The 16,009-nt window shown below is 39.4% G+C and carries 16 protein-coding genes; 7 read left to right on the plus strand and 9 right to left on the minus strand.

The window, feature by feature from the left end:
- Positions 1 to 44 precede the first annotated feature (44 nt).
- The 3 genes from ABVM49_RS03840 to ABVM49_RS03850 all read left to right on the plus strand — a co-directional run bounded on the left by ABVM49_RS03840 (position 45) and on the right by ABVM49_RS03850 (position 4,317).
- The gene (locus ABVM49_RS03840) at positions 45 to 1,622 is read left to right on the plus strand and encodes a SulP family inorganic anion transporter (RefSeq protein ID WP_405203122.1); all 1,578 of its coding nucleotides are present in this window, start codon (positions 45 to 47) and stop codon (positions 1,620 to 1,622) included.
- A gap of 44 nt (positions 1,623 to 1,666) precedes the next feature.
- Positions 1,667 to 2,293 (plus strand): carbonic anhydrase family protein, encoded by a 627-nt coding sequence (locus tag ABVM49_RS03845; RefSeq protein ID WP_405203123.1) that lies wholly within the window; start codon positions 1,667 to 1,669, stop codon positions 2,291 to 2,293.
- 146 nt (positions 2,294 to 2,439) lie between these two features.
- A complete protein-coding gene (locus ABVM49_RS03850) occupies positions 2,440 to 4,317 on the plus strand; it encodes a SulP family inorganic anion transporter (RefSeq protein WP_405203124.1) in 1,878 nt (625 codons plus the stop codon).
- Positions 4,318 to 4,371: 54 nt separating this feature from the next.
- On the opposite strand, the gene ABVM49_RS03855 is transcribed toward ABVM49_RS03850, so the two are convergent.
- Positions 4,372 to 4,926 carry a CvpA family protein gene (locus ABVM49_RS03855; protein ID WP_035326543.1) on the minus strand — a complete coding sequence of 185 codons (555 nt, stop codon included), beginning with the start codon at positions 4,924 to 4,926 and terminating at the stop codon, positions 4,372 to 4,374.
- A 179-nt stretch (positions 4,927 to 5,105) separates the two neighbouring features.
- Between ABVM49_RS03855 and ABVM49_RS03860 the strand changes: the two genes are divergently transcribed.
- The 3 genes from ABVM49_RS03860 to ABVM49_RS03870 all read left to right on the plus strand — a co-directional run bounded on the left by ABVM49_RS03860 (position 5,106) and on the right by ABVM49_RS03870 (position 7,087).
- A complete protein-coding gene (locus ABVM49_RS03860; protein ID WP_035335302.1) occupies positions 5,106 to 5,468 on the plus strand; it encodes a hypothetical protein in 363 nt (120 codons plus the stop codon).
- A 120-nt stretch (positions 5,469 to 5,588) separates the two neighbouring features.
- On the plus strand, positions 5,589 to 6,605 hold the full coding sequence (gene pheS / locus ABVM49_RS03865; RefSeq protein ID WP_405203125.1) for a phenylalanine--tRNA ligase subunit alpha: 1,017 nt from the start codon (positions 5,589 to 5,591) through the stop codon (positions 6,603 to 6,605).
- Positions 6,606 to 6,691: 86 nt separating this feature from the next.
- The gene (locus ABVM49_RS03870; RefSeq protein WP_035335296.1) at positions 6,692 to 7,087 is read left to right on the plus strand and encodes a hypothetical protein; all 396 of its coding nucleotides are present in this window, start codon (positions 6,692 to 6,694) and stop codon (positions 7,085 to 7,087) included.
- A 35-nt stretch (positions 7,088 to 7,122) separates the two neighbouring features.
- Here ABVM49_RS03870 and ABVM49_RS03875 read toward each other — a convergent pair whose 3' ends face one another.
- The 8 genes from ABVM49_RS03875 to ABVM49_RS03910 form a co-directional block, all read right to left on the minus strand.
- Complete coding sequence (locus ABVM49_RS03875) at positions 7,123 to 8,121, minus strand: NAD(P)H-dependent glycerol-3-phosphate dehydrogenase (RefSeq protein WP_405203652.1); 999 nt, start codon at positions 8,119 to 8,121, stop codon at positions 7,123 to 7,125.
- A gap of 30 nt (positions 8,122 to 8,151) precedes the next feature.
- Positions 8,152 to 10,320 carry a prolyl oligopeptidase family protein gene (locus tag ABVM49_RS03880; RefSeq protein ID WP_038598434.1) on the minus strand — a complete coding sequence of 723 codons (2,169 nt, stop codon included), beginning with the start codon at positions 10,318 to 10,320 and terminating at the stop codon, positions 8,152 to 8,154.
- Between the two features lie 111 nt (positions 10,321 to 10,431).
- Positions 10,432 to 10,806, minus strand: a complete 375-nt coding sequence (locus ABVM49_RS03885) for a DoxX family membrane protein (protein ID WP_405203126.1) — start codon at positions 10,804 to 10,806, stop codon at positions 10,432 to 10,434.
- A 58-nt stretch (positions 10,807 to 10,864) separates the two neighbouring features.
- Positions 10,865 to 11,497: a CatA-like O-acetyltransferase gene (locus tag ABVM49_RS03890; RefSeq protein WP_405203127.1), complete on the minus strand. Its 633-nt coding sequence runs from the start codon at positions 11,495 to 11,497 to the stop codon at positions 10,865 to 10,867.
- Positions 11,498 to 11,578: 81 nt separating this feature from the next.
- Positions 11,579 to 12,568 carry an aspartate-semialdehyde dehydrogenase gene (locus ABVM49_RS03895; RefSeq protein ID WP_405203128.1) on the minus strand — a complete coding sequence of 330 codons (990 nt, stop codon included), beginning with the start codon at positions 12,566 to 12,568 and terminating at the stop codon, positions 11,579 to 11,581.
- Between the two features lie 230 nt (positions 12,569 to 12,798).
- Positions 12,799 to 13,206: a large conductance mechanosensitive channel protein MscL gene (gene mscL, locus ABVM49_RS03900; RefSeq protein ID WP_038598415.1), complete on the minus strand. Its 408-nt coding sequence runs from the start codon at positions 13,204 to 13,206 to the stop codon at positions 12,799 to 12,801.
- A gap of 89 nt (positions 13,207 to 13,295) precedes the next feature.
- On the minus strand, positions 13,296 to 14,396 hold the full coding sequence (gene alr / locus ABVM49_RS03905) for an alanine racemase (protein ID WP_405203129.1): 1,101 nt from the start codon (positions 14,394 to 14,396) through the stop codon (positions 13,296 to 13,298).
- Positions 14,397 to 15,053 carry a thymidine kinase gene (locus ABVM49_RS03910; protein WP_035326510.1) on the minus strand — a complete coding sequence of 219 codons (657 nt, stop codon included), beginning with the start codon at positions 15,051 to 15,053 and terminating at the stop codon, positions 14,397 to 14,399.
- A gap of 113 nt (positions 15,054 to 15,166) precedes the next feature.
- Here ABVM49_RS03910 and ABVM49_RS03915 point away from each other — a divergent pair, with 113 nt between their 5' ends.
- Positions 15,167 to 16,003 carry a hypothetical protein gene (locus ABVM49_RS03915; protein WP_035326508.1) on the plus strand — a complete coding sequence of 279 codons (837 nt, stop codon included), beginning with the start codon at positions 15,167 to 15,169 and terminating at the stop codon, positions 16,001 to 16,003.
- Positions 16,004 to 16,009 lie beyond the last annotated feature (6 nt).

The raw sequence follows: 16,009 nt of genomic DNA on the forward strand, positions 1-16,009 counted from the left end.
ATCATCGCCTTATCCAACTATGGAGGGGTATTATCTTATTAATTATGTTCAAATATTTAAAAAACGACTTACCCGCTAGTGTCGTTGTATTTTTTGTTGCTTTACCATTATGTCTTGGTATTGCACTTGCCAGTGGCGCACCACTATTTTCTGGTCTTATAGCCGGTATTATAGGAGGTATTGTAGTAGGAGCCTTGAGTGGCTCTCAAATAGGTGTAAGTGGTCCTGCAGCAGGACTCGCTGCCATTGTACTTACCGCTATTGGCGCTCTAGGAGGTTATGAAAACTTCTTGGTAGCCGTAGTATTAGGAGGTGTAATACAGCTTGTTTTTGGATTCTTAAAAGCAGGTATTATTGGCTATTACTTTCCGTCTTCTGTGATTAAAGGAATGCTTACGGGCATAGGTATTATTATTATTTTCAAGCAAATTCCTCACTTTTTTGGGTATGATGCAGATCCTGAGGGAGACTTTGCTTTCTCGCAAATGGATGGAGAAAACACATTGTCTGAACTAGGAAACATCGCAGGCTCTATAAGTATAGGAGCTACACTTATAGGAGTTATTGCACTCGCTATTCTTATTTTGTGGAGCAACGTACTTTCTAAAAAAGGAAAGTTTTTCCAGCTAGTACAAGGACCTCTTGTTGCTGTAGCCGTTGGTATCATCTATTATGTAAGCACAATAGGAACAGATTATGCCATTAGTGCAGAGCACTTAGTGAGTGTACCTGTACCAGATAGTGTAGATAGCTTTATAGGGCAGTTTGCTTTTCCGAACTTTGGCGCAATAACAAACCCAGCCATATGGGTAACAGCATTTACTATAGCACTTGTTGCGAGTCTTGAGACACTTCTATGTGTAGAAGCAACAGATAAACTAGATCCAGAAAAAAGAGTAACACCTACTAACAGAGAGCTTCTTGCTCAAGGTACAGGTAACATTTTATCTGGTATGATAGGAGGACTACCAGTGACACAAGTAATCGTAAGATCATCTGCAAACATACAGTCTGGTGGTAAGACAAAGATGTCTGCCATCATACACGGTTTCTTATTATTAATCTCTGTGATTCTAATCCCTACCTTACTTAACAAAATACCACTTTCTGTACTTGCGGCTATATTACTTATTGTAGGGTACAAACTTGCAAAACCAGCTACTTTTAAAGCAATGTGGAAAGCAGGATGGAAACAATTTGTACCATTTATTGTAACCGTAGTAGGTATCTTCTTTATTGATCTTTTATGGGGTATAGGCCTTGGTCTTGCCGTAGGTATCGTAGTGGTTCTTTACAAGAGCTACAAAAACTCGCACTTCTTAAACAAAGAAGATATAAGTAACGGTACTCAAAAAATGAAAATGACCCTTGCCGAGGAGGTTACTTTCTTTAACAAAGGAGCCATCTTAAAAGAGCTTGACAACCTTCCAGAAAACTCTTACCTTGAACTAGATGTACGTAAAACAAGATTCTTAGATAACGATATCATAGAGATATTAGAAGATTTTGCTCTTAAAGCAAAGAGCCGAAACATCAACATCAAGCTTATCTCAGAACGTGGTATTATAGAGAACCCACCTAGTTATATTGAGTTTTTTAAACTAAGACCTAAAACAGCATAACAAAATATTAATGATCACATTTTTGTGATATACAACACACTATTATGAAAACATTTAATAAAGCTATACAAGACGCTACTACACCTCAAGATGCATTAGATATTTTAAAAGAAGGAAATAAAAGATTTGTTGCTGCAAAAGCAGCAGATAGAAACTTACTAGATCAAGTAAAAGATACTACTGGTGGACAATGGCCACACTCTGTAGTACTAAGCTGTATCGACTCTCGCGTACCTGCAGAGCTTGTTTTTGATCAAGGTATAGGTGATATCTTTAGCGCACGTGTAGCGGGTAACATCGTAAACGAAGATGTACTAGGTAGTATTGAGTACGGATGTAAAGTTGCCGGGTCGAAACTAGTGGTCGTATTAGGTCATACGATGTGTGGTGCAGTAAAAGGCGCTTGTGACGATGTACAACTAGGTAACATCACCGCATTATTATCAAAAATACGTCCAGCCGTACACGCAGTAGAGGAGCCTAAAGATGCTGCAGACCGCACTAGTGCAAATAAGACATTTGTAAACGATGTGGTTACAAAAAATGTACACTTAACGATAGAAAAGATGCGCGCAGATAGCCCACTTCTTACCGAAATGGAAAATGACGGTGACATCAAGATAGTAGGAGGCGTTTATGACATCTCAAATGGTGAAGTAACATTTGTATAGTAAAACCGCTTTCGCGAAAGCGTAACTCACAACAGTATACGCTTCATACAAACTAAAATGTTAAATTAGTAGGGTGGTTCCGTTAAGAAGCCACCCTATTTTTATGCAAAGAATTAACTTTCTATTTTGACACCAACCTAACCATTATGAAAAACTTCTTTAAACACCTTAAAGGCGATGCCTTTGGAGGAATTACAGCAGGTATTGTAGCTCTACCACTAGCACTCGCCTTTGGTGTGTCTTCTGGTCTTGGACCCAGTGCCGGATTATATGGTGCTATTTTTATAGCATTTTTTGCTGCACTTTTTGGAGGAACTCCTACTCAAATCTCGGGACCAACAGCTCCTATGACCGCAGTGAGTATGGTAGTTATCGCAGGTATTATTGCTACTTTTGATGGCGATGTAGATAAGGCATTACCAGCCATACTTACCGTATTTTTACTTGCAGGTCTCTTCCAGATTGTACTGGGAGTAATGGGCATAGGTAAATACATAAAATACATCCCCTACCCTGTTGTGTCTGGATTTATGACCGCTATAGGTGTGATGATTCTTATCACGCAACTTTTACCAGCTGTGGGGTATTATCCTAATCAAGATGAAAGTTATGTAGACAGTTTTAAGCCACAGGCGCAAGAAATTGTGCTCGATAAGATTTTACAAGACGAAGCAGGTGAAGGCCTTCTGGTTTTAGAAAACTTTGAAGAAACCATACGTAGAGCAAAACTTACAGACGATACCGACATTTACAAGGAGGCCGTAACTCTTGCAAAAGCATCTTCTTCTGGGGTGGTAGGTACTTTTAAGGTGATGGGACGCGCCTTGCAAAATATAAACTGGATAGAGCTTGCCCTAGCGCTTGCCACGATTTTTATAATTTATGGCTTTAAACGCATAACAACCGTTGTACCTAGTACGCTTGTCGCACTGCTCGTAGTGTCTGGAGTAGCATATATTGCACCTTTTGAATACCGAGCAATTCAAGAAATCCCAAGTGGGTTTCCCGTACCTAAGCTTTCTATCATTACCGATTTTAAGTTTAGCATCATATCTCCATATATACTCACGGCACTGTCTCTTTCGTTTCTTGGAGCAATAGATTCGCTGCTTACCTCTGTTGTGGCAGATAATATGACTAAGACTAGACATAAGCCTAACAAAGAGCTTATAGGTCAAGGTATAGGAAATACCATCGCTTCCTTCTTTGGCGGAATTCCTGGAGCAGGGGCAACCATAAGAACGGTAGTAAATATTAACTCTGGTGGTAAAACCAAATTATCAGGAATGATTGCTGGTGTATTACTACTTTTTATACTCCTAGCCCTAGGCCCTATCGCTTCACAAATACCGGCAGCAGTACTTGCAGGTATACTTATTACCGTAGGTATAGGAGTGATGGATTACAAAGGTCTTAAAGCCATCCCTAACCTTCCTAAGGATTTAAAGATGGGACCTATAAAACTAAGTTCTGAGGTGATTATAATGCTTGTGGTTCTTGTGCTATCTGTAGTGTGGGACCTAGTGGCTGCAGTAGGAATTGGTCTTGTGTTATCGTGTCTTATGTTTATGAAGAAGATGGGTGACTTTACCGCTAGACAGTCTAAAGTTTTTGACCTACGCGCCGCCGAAAAGAATAAAGTATTATGGAGTGACGAACTTATTTTTCCAGATCATCTCAAGGAGGAGGTATTTATAAAGCACCTTCGTGGGCCGTTATTCTTTGGGTATACGAGTGAATTTTCGGCACTTACTAAGCAAATTCCTGCAACAGCATCAGATGTTATCTTGCGTATGGGGCGTGTTCCTTATGTAGATCAGTCTGGTGTATATGCGATAGAAGACACGATTCTCCAACTTAACCAAGGCGGAATTAATGTGCATATTGTAGGCCTTAGAAAACAGCCTAAGTATATGCTAGAACGTATTAAAATCATCCCTGAGTTAATACCAGAAACAGAGGTTTATGACACTTTTGAAGAGTGTATAAACGCACTTAACACTCAGGTAAAAGACAGATATTAAATAGATGATGTGGGGAGTAATTACGCTTTCGCGAAAGCGTAACTATCAACATTACTAAATACTAGAAGAGTCGTCTGTTTCAGTCGGCTCTTTTTCTTTATCTGGGTTATAGATATCCTCGTCTTTGGCAGTTTTTATAATTGCCGGAAGTAATGCAGGAGCAAGTGGCTGTACGATAGGATATAAAATAGACTCTTCTTTATTATCATCACCTATGAGACTTATCTGGCGGTCTGCTGCATCTATAAACATAAGAACCACACTTAGTAAAAAGGCAAATTTTATAACCGCAAATGCAGCGCCTAGTAGCTTATTTACAATACCTAGCATTGCAAAATTTGCAACTTTAGTAAGCAGTTTTCCTGCGAGCGAGACAACCAAAACAATAATTACAAACGTTATTGCAAATGAGGTAAGCTTTATAATTTGCTCTCCCCACGCCGTTTTCTCAACAAGCCAGTCTGCCACATAATATGAGAAATGTATGGCTCCGTAAATACCTGCAATAAGGCCTACCAGTGAGGCAAGTTCTACAAAAAAGCCTTTACGTATCCCTTGTACTAAACCTAGAATCAAAATGATCCCAAAAACGATGTCTATTGTGTTCATATGGCTAAGATAAGTTTTTTACAGATTAATGAATTTTGATATTGTGCAAGTAGCTCACCTACGCATTGTATCTTTGTTATCTTACACTTGATGGATATCTTAACTTGTAAGACCCATCTATATTTTCTTAATAAAATAGGATCACAACTGCGGGACTAAACTCCCGATGATGCACATTTATGGCAAGAGACGAGCAACTTAAAGAGAGATATGAAGCGGTAGTACAAAAACTAGCCGACCGCTTTGCAGAGGGAGATACGGGAGCGATGGATCTAGACAGCATTATATATCTCATAGGTATACAAGAGCTAGGACAACTAGATAAAACCTTTAAGAAGGATGAAAAGATGAACTTGATGCATATAGCCATATGCCGTTTACTAGAACCTTTTGGGTACTACCAGTACGATTATGATGATCCAGATGGATGGCCACATTACAAAGTACTAGAAGCCTTACCACCACTTAAAGCTGGTGAGCAACAAATACTTATGAAAGATGCCATCGTGCAGTACTTTTTAGAAAAAGGACTTATTTCTTAAATTTTACTAATAGCAAACTCAGATTTTGTGGGTGTTTATTTTCGCACGCTCTTTTTAAGGCTACACCCCAATTTTATTCTTAAATTTGCGCTTTCCTTTTAGAGGGTAAAATCATCCATTATGTTAGATAAAATCAAAGAACACATTGAAAAAGTAACGGCCTTTAATGCCCAAACTTTAGAAGAGGTAGAGGCGTTCAGAATTAAGTATTCTGGAAAGAAAGGGCTTGTGAATGATTTTATGGCAGATTTTCGCAATGTGCCTAATGAGATGAAGCGCGAGTACGGACAGGTAATTAACACCCTTAAAGCGAGTGCTCTTGAAAAAGTAAACGAGCTTAAAGAAAAGCTAGAAGGCGCCGAAGAAGAAACAGCTACCGGAGATTTATCACGTCCAGGTGAACCTATTGAAATAGGAGCACGCCACCCTATCTCTATTGTAAAAAATCAAATTATTGATATTTTTTCTCGCATAGGATTCAACGTTTCTGAAGGTCCAGAAATAGAAGATGACTGGCATAACTTTACTGCCTTAAATCTTCCTGAGTATCACCCAGCACGTGATATGCAGGATACCTTCTTTATACAAACAGATCCAGACGTATTATTACGCACGCATACCTCATCTGTACAGGTGAGATATATGGAAAATAACAAACCACCTATACGTACAATCTCTCCAGGTCGTGTATATCGTAACGAGGCTATAAGTGGTCGTTCACACTGTTTCTTTCACCAGGTAGAAGGATTATACATAGATAAAGACGTATCATTTGCAGATCTTAAACAAACACTGCAGTACTTCACTACAGAGATGTTTGGAAAAAGTAAAATACGCTTACGTCCATCGTACTTCCCATTTACAGAGCCTAGTGCAGAGGTAGACGTATACTGGGGTCTTGAGACAGAGACAGATTACAAAATGACAAAGGGAACCGGATGGCTTGAGATTATGGGCTGTGGTATGGTAGATCCTAATGTACTTGAAAACTGTGGTATTGATTCAAAAGAGTACAGTGGCTTCGCATTTGGTATGGGTATAGACCGTATTGCATTATTACTACACCAGATCTCAGACATTAGAATGCTTAGTGAGAACGATGCACGTTTCTTAGAGCAGTTTAAATCTGCTTTTTAAAGTCATACTATCCCCTCGAGCGCAGTCGTGGGAAACATCATTTCTTTATTAAATAGGTCTTTACTGCGCTTGACCAGATTACAGCTATGCGCAAAGACATTATCATACCAGAAGTAAAAGACGTTTATATCGCTGCTGTGCAAGAGATGCACGAGGAGTTTAAAACACTAGACTGGAATGCATATATCATAAACGATGGCCTAGCACCACTCGAGATGGTACTTCTTACCGTACAAGGCTATAATGATAAGCAAATGACCACGCACACGCGTCACACCATAAAGGTGCTGCCAGCAAAGGGGTTTGCAAAGATTGAATTTATGCAAGAAGATATCTTTAAGCTAGACAACTTCTACTCGGTTACTTATTTTCTAGATAACAAGATGTATGAGAAGCGCTTTGAGTTTCCTGCACATACCATAAAAGCAGAAAGCGCCGTAGCGCTTCCTGTAATGGATAAAGATGGTGTACTAGCAGTGTAACTTATTACGCTTTCGCGAAAGCGGAACACTAAAACTTAATTAAGCTTCTCTGTAAGCTTTTTAAACACCTTCTTAGGATCTTTTCCTTTATAAAGAATACTGTGTACCGCCTCTATAATTGGAATTTTGGCTTGTTTTTCACGAGACTCATTAAGTTCTAAAGCACTTTTTGCTGCATAATAGCCTTCGGCAATCATAGACATTTCCATCTGTGCGCTTTTTACCGTGTAGCCCTTCCCTATCATATTACCGAACATTCTGTTACGGCTAAAAACAGAATAACCAGTAACCAATAAGTCTCCTAAATAAGCAGAGCCATTAATGTCTCTCTTCATCTTATGAGCACGTTTTACATAACGTTTAATCTCACGTATAGCATTACTCATTAACAACGCTTGAAAGTTATCTCCGTAGCCTAAACCGTGTGCAATACCAGCCGCGATGGCATAAATATTTTTGAGCGTAGCAGCATACTCAATCCCGATAATGTCATCACTAGTGGTACATTTTATATAATCACTAGATAGATTTTTTGCCACCAGCTTTGCATTTTCTTTATCTGCACAAGCTATTGTAAGATATGACAAGCGCTCAAGCGCTACCTCCTCTGCGTGACAAGGACCAGCAATAACCCCTATATTTTCAAAAGGTATGTTATATACATTGTGAAAGTGATCACCCACCAGCTTACCACTCTCTGGCATTATGCCTTTTATAGCAGAAATAATGAGTTTATTTTCTAAAGAAGCCGTGAGCTTTGCTAGCTCACCGCCTATAAATGCAGACGGCACTGCAAAGATGACTACATCTGCATAAGCAACAATCTCGTTTATATCATTACTTAACTTAAGTTGTTCTGGCTTAAACTCTACAGAGCTTAGGTAACTTGGGTTATGCTCTTCACGTTTGATGTGCTCAAGTGCATAGTTACTGCGCATATACCAGCCTACAGTCTCTAGGTTTTCACATAACATTTTTACAATAGCGGTTGCCCAGCTTCCTCCTCCTATAACTCCAAATGTGGGTTTACTCATCATCTGTATTTTATGTCTTAATTGTGCTCGTTACTTTTTCATCACGTTGCCTACCTTTTCTGGTAGTACCTCGTAGCCCATATTATATAATGTGAATCCAAAAATATCTGCATACTGCTCGATGGTTTTTGCTACTGGCGTACCAGCCCCGTGACCAGCGTCTGTCTCAATACGTATAAGTACTGGAGCATCTCCTGCTTGCTTTTCTTGAAGCTCTGCAGCAAATTTAAAAGAGTGAGCAGGTACTACACGATCATCGTGATCTCCCGTAGTAACCATTGTTGCTGGGTATGACGTTCCCGCTTTTACATTATGTACTGGAGAATACCCTTTAAGGTATTCAAACATTTCTTTACTATCCTCTGCTGTACCATAATCATATGCCCATCCTGCACCTGCTGTAAAGGTGTGGTAACGTAACATATCCATTACACCTACTGCTGGTAATGCTACTTGCATAAGATCTGGACGTTGTGTCATTGTTGCTCCTACAAGTAAACCTCCGTTAGAACCACCGCGTATTGCTAAGTACTTTTTTGAGGTGTATTTGTTATCAATAAGATACTCTGCGGCTGCAATAAAATCATCAAAGACATTTTGCTTTTGCATCTTAGTTCCTGCATCGTGCCATTTTTTACCATATTCACCACCACCTCTTAAGTTAGGCACTGCATAAACTCCACCTTGCTCCATCCACACAGCATTTGCAATGCTAAAGCTAGGTGTAAGACTTACATTAAAACCTCCATAAGCATATAAAATAGTAGGGTTCTTACCATTGAGCTCAGTTCCCTTTTTATATGTGATAATCATAGGCACCTTCGTACCATCTTTTGAGTTATAAAACACCTGCTTGCTCTCGTAAGCTTCTGGGTCAAAATCTATATCTGGTTTGATAAATAATTCTGAGGTACCAGATGCGATGTCGTATTTATAAATGCTGCCTGGCGTTTTATAGTTTGAAAAACTATAGTACAGTTCTTTTTCATCTTTTTCTGCGCCAAAACCTCCTACGCTTCCTACTCCTGGTAATTCTACATCGCGCACTAGCTTACCGCTGTAGTCATACTGTTTTACCTTTGAAACTGCATCTACCATATAACGTGCAAAAAATGATCCTCCTCCAGTACTTGGGCTCAATACATTTTCTGTTTCTGGTATAAAATCTACCCAGTTTTCTGGTGTAGGGTTAGATGCATCTACCGTTACAACACGCATATTAGGAGCATCAAGATTAGTTGCTATAAAAAGCTTACTTCCTACGTTTTCCATCACGTAGCTATCAGAATCTTCGTGACCAAGTATGGTTACAAAGTCACTACCTGGCTTAGTAAGATCTTTCATAAATAACTTTCCTCCAGAGGTCGAGCTACGAGCGCTCACAAGCAGATAGCGGTTATCTTTTGTAACACTACCACCTACATATCTATGTTTCTCTGCAGCTGTGCCGCCAAAGATGAGCTTATCTGTAGACTGTGCTGTACCTAATTTATGATAGTATAATTTATGCTGATCTGTTTTTGCCGATAGTTCGCTGCCCTTAGGCTTATCGTAACTAGAGTAATAAAAACCTTCATTTTTATACCAAGACATCCCTGAGAATTTTACATCTACTAGGGTATCTTCTACAATTTCTTTTTTCTCTGTATCCATTACCAGAATCTTACGCCAGTCACTTCCTCCCTCAGAAATGGCATAAGCAAGTATAGATCCATCCTCAGAGAAGCTAGCTCCTCCTAAGGAAATAGTACCATCTTCTGCAAAGGTGTTTGGATCTAGAAATACCGTAGCTGTACTAGGATCTTCACCTGTTTTGTAGCGGTAAATTACATATTGATTTTGGAGTCCGTCGTTTTTATAGAAGTACGTATAATCACCTTCTTTAAAAGGTGAACCTACTTTCTCATAGTTCCATAAAGTAGCAAGTCTATCTTTAAGCTCTGCTCTAAAAGGAATATTCTTGAGGTAGTCTTGCGTTGTGTTGTTTTCACGCTTTACCCAGTCCATTGTTTCCTCACTGCGATCGTCTTCTAGCCAGCGATAAGGATCTTGCACTTCTGTGCCAAAATAGGTGTCTACCGTATCTACTTTTTTTGTTTCAGTATAAGTTACAGCCATCGATGTTGATTGTTTTTCGGCGTCTTGATTACAGCTTATTATTGCGGTTGTAGCCAGTGCAAATAGAACTAGTTTTTTCATAACGTGTGGGTGTTTGAATGGAGATTCAAGATACGAGTTATTACGCTTTCGCGAAAGCATAAAAAAACCCACTCAAATAAGTGGGTATAAATATGTTATGGTGCGCACTACCTACACTAAATCCTTGTAATAAGACCAGTTGCGATAAATGAAGTAACCATTGAGGATCGCAACTAGTAAAGCTGGCACAATATTAGGCGGATCAAGCACTGCGTGAAAGAGCACAATATTTACCGAAATAGGTATAAGTGCTAGTAATGCCGCAGGAAATGCTTTTTTAGTAATAAATAGTACTCCAATAAGCGCTTCAAGCCCTCCTACAAGTGGCCACATATAACCACTATCTGTAAATGCCTGAAAAAGATTTGCTGCGCCTGCGTTATCACCAAATTCAAAATCTGGCATAAACCAGAAAAATTTGTTCAGACCAAAGGCAAGTAACATAAGTCCTAGGCCTATTCTTATAATTGTGTGTGCTAATTTCATTATGGTTGGTTTTATTGTTCCTAACCTTAGACGAAGTGAGCAGCACTTAATTACAAACCTACTCTTTACCGTCTAGCAGCTCTTGAAATTTGATCTTATACCTAGAGAGGTGCAAACCATCTATAAGACCGTGGTGTACGTATAAGGCAACAGGCATTGTGTAAACTCCTGGTTCTTTTTGAGTAATCTGGCCGTAAGAAATTTTTGGAACACTGTCTTTTGCTTTAAAGAGTCTTGAATGTGTGATTGCTGTAAAATCCATCCAGGGTATAGCAGAGCAATGCATCACATCATCTGTATTAATAGGCGGAAAAAGCTCATCTGACTCCTTTACACGCTCCACTTCACGCTCTACAGATTTTGTAAAAACCGTTATATCTGTATCGTAAGGAATGTAACTAAATCCAAACGTCTCATTATCTCTCATAAGCGTAGCGCTAGCGCTTATAGTATCTAGCAAAACCACCTCTCCATTAGGTCTAATGCGGTATCTAAAGTTTTCTATAGCCATAGCCGCCTCAAGAGATTTATGCAGGTAGTATACAAAAAGTGAGATACCCTGCTCTTTTGCTCGCTGCTTTGCAAGTGTCATATCTACTTGCCAGGTGATCCCAAAGTAAGGCTCTTCAAATTGTGAGAAAAACTCAAAATGCTTCTTACGTTTCCAGGTGGTGATGTCTATTTTTTTCAATGCTTGAGGTATTTATCACAAATATAAAAAGTCCCTCGCGATGAGGGACTTTTTATACACTAAGATATGTTAAAGCTAGATTTACACTAGTCCGTTTGCTAATAGGTACTCACCTATTTGCACTGCATTTGTTGCTGCTCCCTTACGAAGGTTATCAGACACAATCCACATATTTACGGTATTCTCTTGTGAGTAATCACGACGTATACGGCCTACAAAAACATCATTTTTACCCTCTGCATAAATAGGCATAGGGTACGTATTTGTATCTGGGTTGTCTTGTACAGTTACTCCAGAAGTTTCATTAAGAACCTTACGAATGTCCTTCTCTTCAAAAGGCGCACGCAGCTCTACATTTACAGATTCACTATGTCCTCCTACTACTGGAATACGTACTGCAGTAGCTGTAACAGCTATAGAGCGATCATCTAGTATTTTTTGAGTTTCGTTTACCAGTTTAAGTTCTTCCTTTGTGTATCCATTTTCTTCAAAAACATCACAAGCTGGTATGGCGTTGCGGTGTATAGGGTATGGGTATGCCATCTCACCTTTTTCACCCGCATATTCATTTTCTAGTTGCTCTACTGCCTTTACTCCTGTACCTGTGATAGATTGATAAGTAGATATGACTAATCTCTTTATACCGTACTCTCTATGTAAAGGAGACATTGCTAGCACCATCTGTATGGTAGAGCAATTAGGGTTTGCAATAATCTTATCTTCCTTAGTAAGCGAGGTTGCGTTTATTTCTGGCACTACAAGCTTCTTTGTAGGGTCCATTCTCCAGGCAGAGCTATTATCTATTACCGTTGTACCTACCTCTGCAAACTTAGGTGCAAACTCCTTTGAGGTGTTTCCTCCAGCAGAGAAGATTGCTATTTGCGGCTTTGCTGCAATAGCATCTTCCATAGAGTGAATCGTGTACTCCTTGTCTTTATAAGTAACCTTTTTACCTACAGAGCGCTCTGAGGCAACAGGTATTAACTCTGTAATTGGGAAATCACGTTCTGCAAGAACTTTTAACATCACTTGGCCTACCATCCCGGTGGCTCCTACTACCGCTACTTTCATAGTATCGTTTTAAAGAGGTTTGTAAACATTTTATTCGCTTTCGCGAAAAACTATTATAAAACGCCAAAGTTAGCACGGAAGCTCCATTAATAAGTCGTTAAAACTGTAAAAGTTAGTTACATATATAACAATCTGTTAAAGTTTGTTCATAACCTATAAAAAAACCACCTTGCTAGATAAACAAGGTGGTTTAAGTTAGAATATAATAGTGTAGCGGTTGCTACGAGTAATTACTTCTTAAGAGCGTCTCTGATCTCTTTTAATAAATCAATCTCAGATGGTCCTGGATCTGCTGGAGCTTCTTCTACAACTGGCTTCTTAGTTTTGTTGTAAGCTTTAACCATCATAAATAATACAAATCCTACAATGATTAAGTTTATGATCGCGTTGATCCACTTACCATACATAATTGCATTTTCTGCAGTTGTAACTGTACCATCTGCAGCTACAACAGCCTCATCAAGTACTACTTTAAGATCTGCAAAGTCTACACCTCCTGCAAAGTGACCTACGATAGGCATCATAATATCTCCCACAAAACCGTTTATTACTAATCCTATTGCACCAGCAAGGATAACAGCTACGGCAAGATCTATGACGTTACCCGTCATAATAAACTCTTTAAATTCTTTTAACATTTTAGTCAGTTTTTAAGGTTAATTTTTAAGCAAGATAAACAAAAAAATGAAAGCTTAAAGAAACGTTAATTTTTTTGATGTTAAGAATACTATTCTCGAAGAACGACACGTTTTACTCGCTGACCAACCATAGTAAGTAATTCGTAAGAGATAGACTGCACTTTTTGAGCTAAAGCATTTGCCCCTGTTTGTGTTCCAAAAATCTCTACATCATCTCCCTCCTCACAGGCAATGTTTGTAACGTTTACCATAATCATATCCATACAGACGTTCCCAACAAAAGGAGCTTTCTCTCCCGCAATCGTTACGTAACCTACGCCATTGCCGTAGGCTCTAGAAATACCATCTGCGTGACCTATAGGTATTGTTGCGGTTACCATCTTCTCTTTTGCAATAAGGGCTCTATTATAACCTACACTGTCACCTGGGTTAATAATATGTTTTTGTGAGATTACAGACTTAAGACGAGCAACTGGTTTTAAGTTTGCTGTTTCTTCTGGTGTATTACCATATCCATACAACCCTATACCTGTGCGCACACAATCATAGTGAGCACTGGGATAATTAATAATTCCCGAAGTATTGGTCATATGCATAAATGGTGCATAACCTAATTGGGTCTTTATTTCATTTGCTATTTCATCAAACTGGGCAATTTGATGCAAAGTAAAATCGCGCTCGTCAAGATCTTCACTAGCCGCTAGGTGTGAGAATAAGGATTTCACCTTTAGATGCTCGGATTTGAGTACGTTTTCGACAATCCAAGGGACATCTCCTGCTGTAAACCCTAACCTATTAAGACCTGTATTAAACTTAAGGTGAATGGGATATGCGGTTTGCTTTTTTGCTTTCGCGAAAGCGGAAAACATCTCCAGCATCCTCTTACTATAAATATTAGGCTCCAAACAGCGCTCTAGCAGCGTTTCAAAATTATCTGGCTGTGGGTGTAGTACTAAAATAGGAGTTGTAACTCCTGCATCTCTAAGCGCGACACCTTCTGAAACGTATGCCACCGCAAAGTAATCTACTTTGAGCTTTTCTAACTCTTGAGCAACCACTTGTGCATCGCTACCATATGCAAATGCCTTTACAACGGCCATTACTTTTACACCTGGCGATACTTTACTGCGCATATATGCGTAGTTGTGTCTTAATGCACTGAGATCTATTTCTAACCGTGTTATAGCCATCTAGCCAGGGTCTTGAGGAGTCTCTTTTTGAGTAGGAGTTATCTCTTCTGGTTGATCTACATCCATCTTACGAAGACGATCACGCAGCATTGCTTTAAAATATGCCGCTCTAGATAGAGGTTCATACTCTTCTGTCTCGCCTAGCATTACAATATCTTGGCCTTGCGCTTTTCTATAACTGTATTGTGCTAGATTACCTGTGCGAGTACAAACTGCGTGTACCTTAGTCACATACTCTGCTGTTGCCATAAGGTTAGGCATAGGCCCAAAGGGGTTTCCTTTAAAATCCATATCAAGTCCCGCAACGATTACTCTTATGCCTCGGTTTGCAAGATCATTACACACCTTTACAATCTCATCGTCAAAAAACTGTGCTTCATCTATACCTACCACATCACAATCATCTGCAAGAATAGGAATATTTGCTGCTGCTGGTACAGGTGTAGATCGTATCTCATTTGAGTCGTGAGAGACTACCATTTCTTCATCATAGCGCACGTCTACCGCAGGTTTAAAGATTTCTACTTTTTGTTTTGCAAACTGCGCGCGCTTGAGCCTACGGATGAGTTCTTCAGTTTTACCAGAGAACATCGACCCACAAATGACTTCTATCCAGCCAAATTGCTCTTTATGATTTACTGTATTTTCGAGAAACATTTTGTACTTTTCTACACCAAAACGAATTTAATTTCGTTTTATCAATCCCAATGATTAGGAGTAGGTAAATGTATCAAAATTACGTCGAAACCGACCCCACATATCTCAAAGTTATGAAGAAATCCATCAAGGCAGACCTTGTAAGCCTAGCACACAAAATATTACAACTACGTGATACAGCAGATTATACTAAGCTAGCAGCTACCTCTAGAGAACTACACGAAAAATTAACCGTACTGGCCTATGCAGAAAAGCTAGAAAAAACAGGTGTACCCACAATAGGTCTCAAAGATGTAGAAGATAATCTTGAGGCAGTAACTTCTATCGAGACCGTAAAGCAAGACCTATTTTCTGAACCTACAGAAAGTGAGCAGGCAAAAACTCCAGCTCAAATACTAGCCGAGAATGAAGCGCGCTATGAGGAGGCAAAAGGAACAACAGACCACCACAGACCTGATGGTACAGAGTACAATGATGAAGATCCAGTACACGAGCCCGTTATAGAAAAAATAAAAGATATGTGGCCAGAAATGGCACCAGAAGCGGCAGATATTGATAAGGTGATAGACTCCATCATCCCGCAAGAACCTGCTGTAGGTAAAAATGACAGCTTTACAATAGGCTCTGAGTATGGTCAAACACCCATATTTGAACCAAAAGAAACAACAACCGAGACTCCCAAAGAAGAAGAAAAACCTAAGAACCTTAATGATCGCTTAAAAACAGGGCTTAAAATAGGGCTTAATGATAAACTCTCTTTTATAAAACACCTATTTGCCGGAAGTACGTCTGACTACAACCGCGTGTTAAGCCAGCTAGAAACATTTGCTTCTGCTAGCGAGGCGAGAAACTTTATTACCCAGATGGTAAAGCCAGACTATAATAACTGGGAAGGTAAAGAAATACAAGAGGAGCGATTTATGGAGGTTATAGAAGCGCGTTTTAATTAAATCGCT

The organism is Dokdonia sp. LLG6352-1, assembly GCF_045055815.1.
Classification (GTDB): domain Bacteria; phylum Bacteroidota; class Bacteroidia; order Flavobacteriales; family Flavobacteriaceae; genus Dokdonia; species Dokdonia donghaensis.

What these genes read in the sequence shown, in the direction of transcription:
- ABVM49_RS03880 (WP_038598434.1), bottom strand. Translation starts at nt 10,320, where the DNA reads ATGAAAAAACTAGTTCTATTTGCACTGGCTACAACCGCAATAATAAGC.
- mscL (WP_038598415.1), bottom strand. Translation starts at nt 13,206, where the DNA reads ATGTTAAAAGAATTTAAAGAGTTTATTATGACGGGTAACGTCATAGAT.
- alr (WP_405203129.1), bottom strand. Translation starts at nt 14,396, where the DNA reads ATGGCTATAACACGGTTAGAAATAGATCTCAGTGCATTAAGACACAAC.
- ABVM49_RS03840 (WP_405203122.1), top strand. Translation starts at nt 45, where the DNA reads ATGTTCAAATATTTAAAAAACGACTTACCCGCTAGTGTCGTTGTATTT.
- ABVM49_RS03845 (WP_405203123.1), top strand. Translation starts at nt 1,667, where the DNA reads ATGAAAACATTTAATAAAGCTATACAAGACGCTACTACACCTCAAGAT.
- ABVM49_RS03850 (WP_405203124.1), top strand. Translation starts at nt 2,440, where the DNA reads ATGAAAAACTTCTTTAAACACCTTAAAGGCGATGCCTTTGGAGGAATT.
- ABVM49_RS03885 (WP_405203126.1), bottom strand. Translation starts at nt 10,806, where the DNA reads ATGAAATTAGCACACACAATTATAAGAATAGGCCTAGGACTTATGTTA.
- ABVM49_RS03870 (WP_035335296.1), top strand. Translation starts at nt 6,692, where the DNA reads ATGCGCAAAGACATTATCATACCAGAAGTAAAAGACGTTTATATCGCT.
- ABVM49_RS03875 (WP_405203652.1), bottom strand. Translation starts at nt 8,121, where the DNA reads ATGAGTAAACCCACATTTGGAGTTATAGGAGGAGGAAGCTGGGCAACC.
- ABVM49_RS03860 (WP_035335302.1), top strand. Translation starts at nt 5,106, where the DNA reads ATGGCAAGAGACGAGCAACTTAAAGAGAGATATGAAGCGGTAGTACAA.
- ABVM49_RS03910 (WP_035326510.1), bottom strand. Translation starts at nt 15,053, where the DNA reads ATGTTTCTCGAAAATACAGTAAATCATAAAGAGCAATTTGGCTGGATA.
- pheS (WP_405203125.1), top strand. Translation starts at nt 5,589, where the DNA reads ATGTTAGATAAAATCAAAGAACACATTGAAAAAGTAACGGCCTTTAAT.
- ABVM49_RS03895 (WP_405203128.1), bottom strand. Translation starts at nt 12,568, where the DNA reads ATGAAAGTAGCGGTAGTAGGAGCCACCGGGATGGTAGGCCAAGTGATG.
- ABVM49_RS03915 (WP_035326508.1), top strand. Translation starts at nt 15,167, where the DNA reads ATGAAGAAATCCATCAAGGCAGACCTTGTAAGCCTAGCACACAAAATA.
- ABVM49_RS03855 (WP_035326543.1), bottom strand. Translation starts at nt 4,926, where the DNA reads ATGAACACAATAGACATCGTTTTTGGGATCATTTTGATTCTAGGTTTA.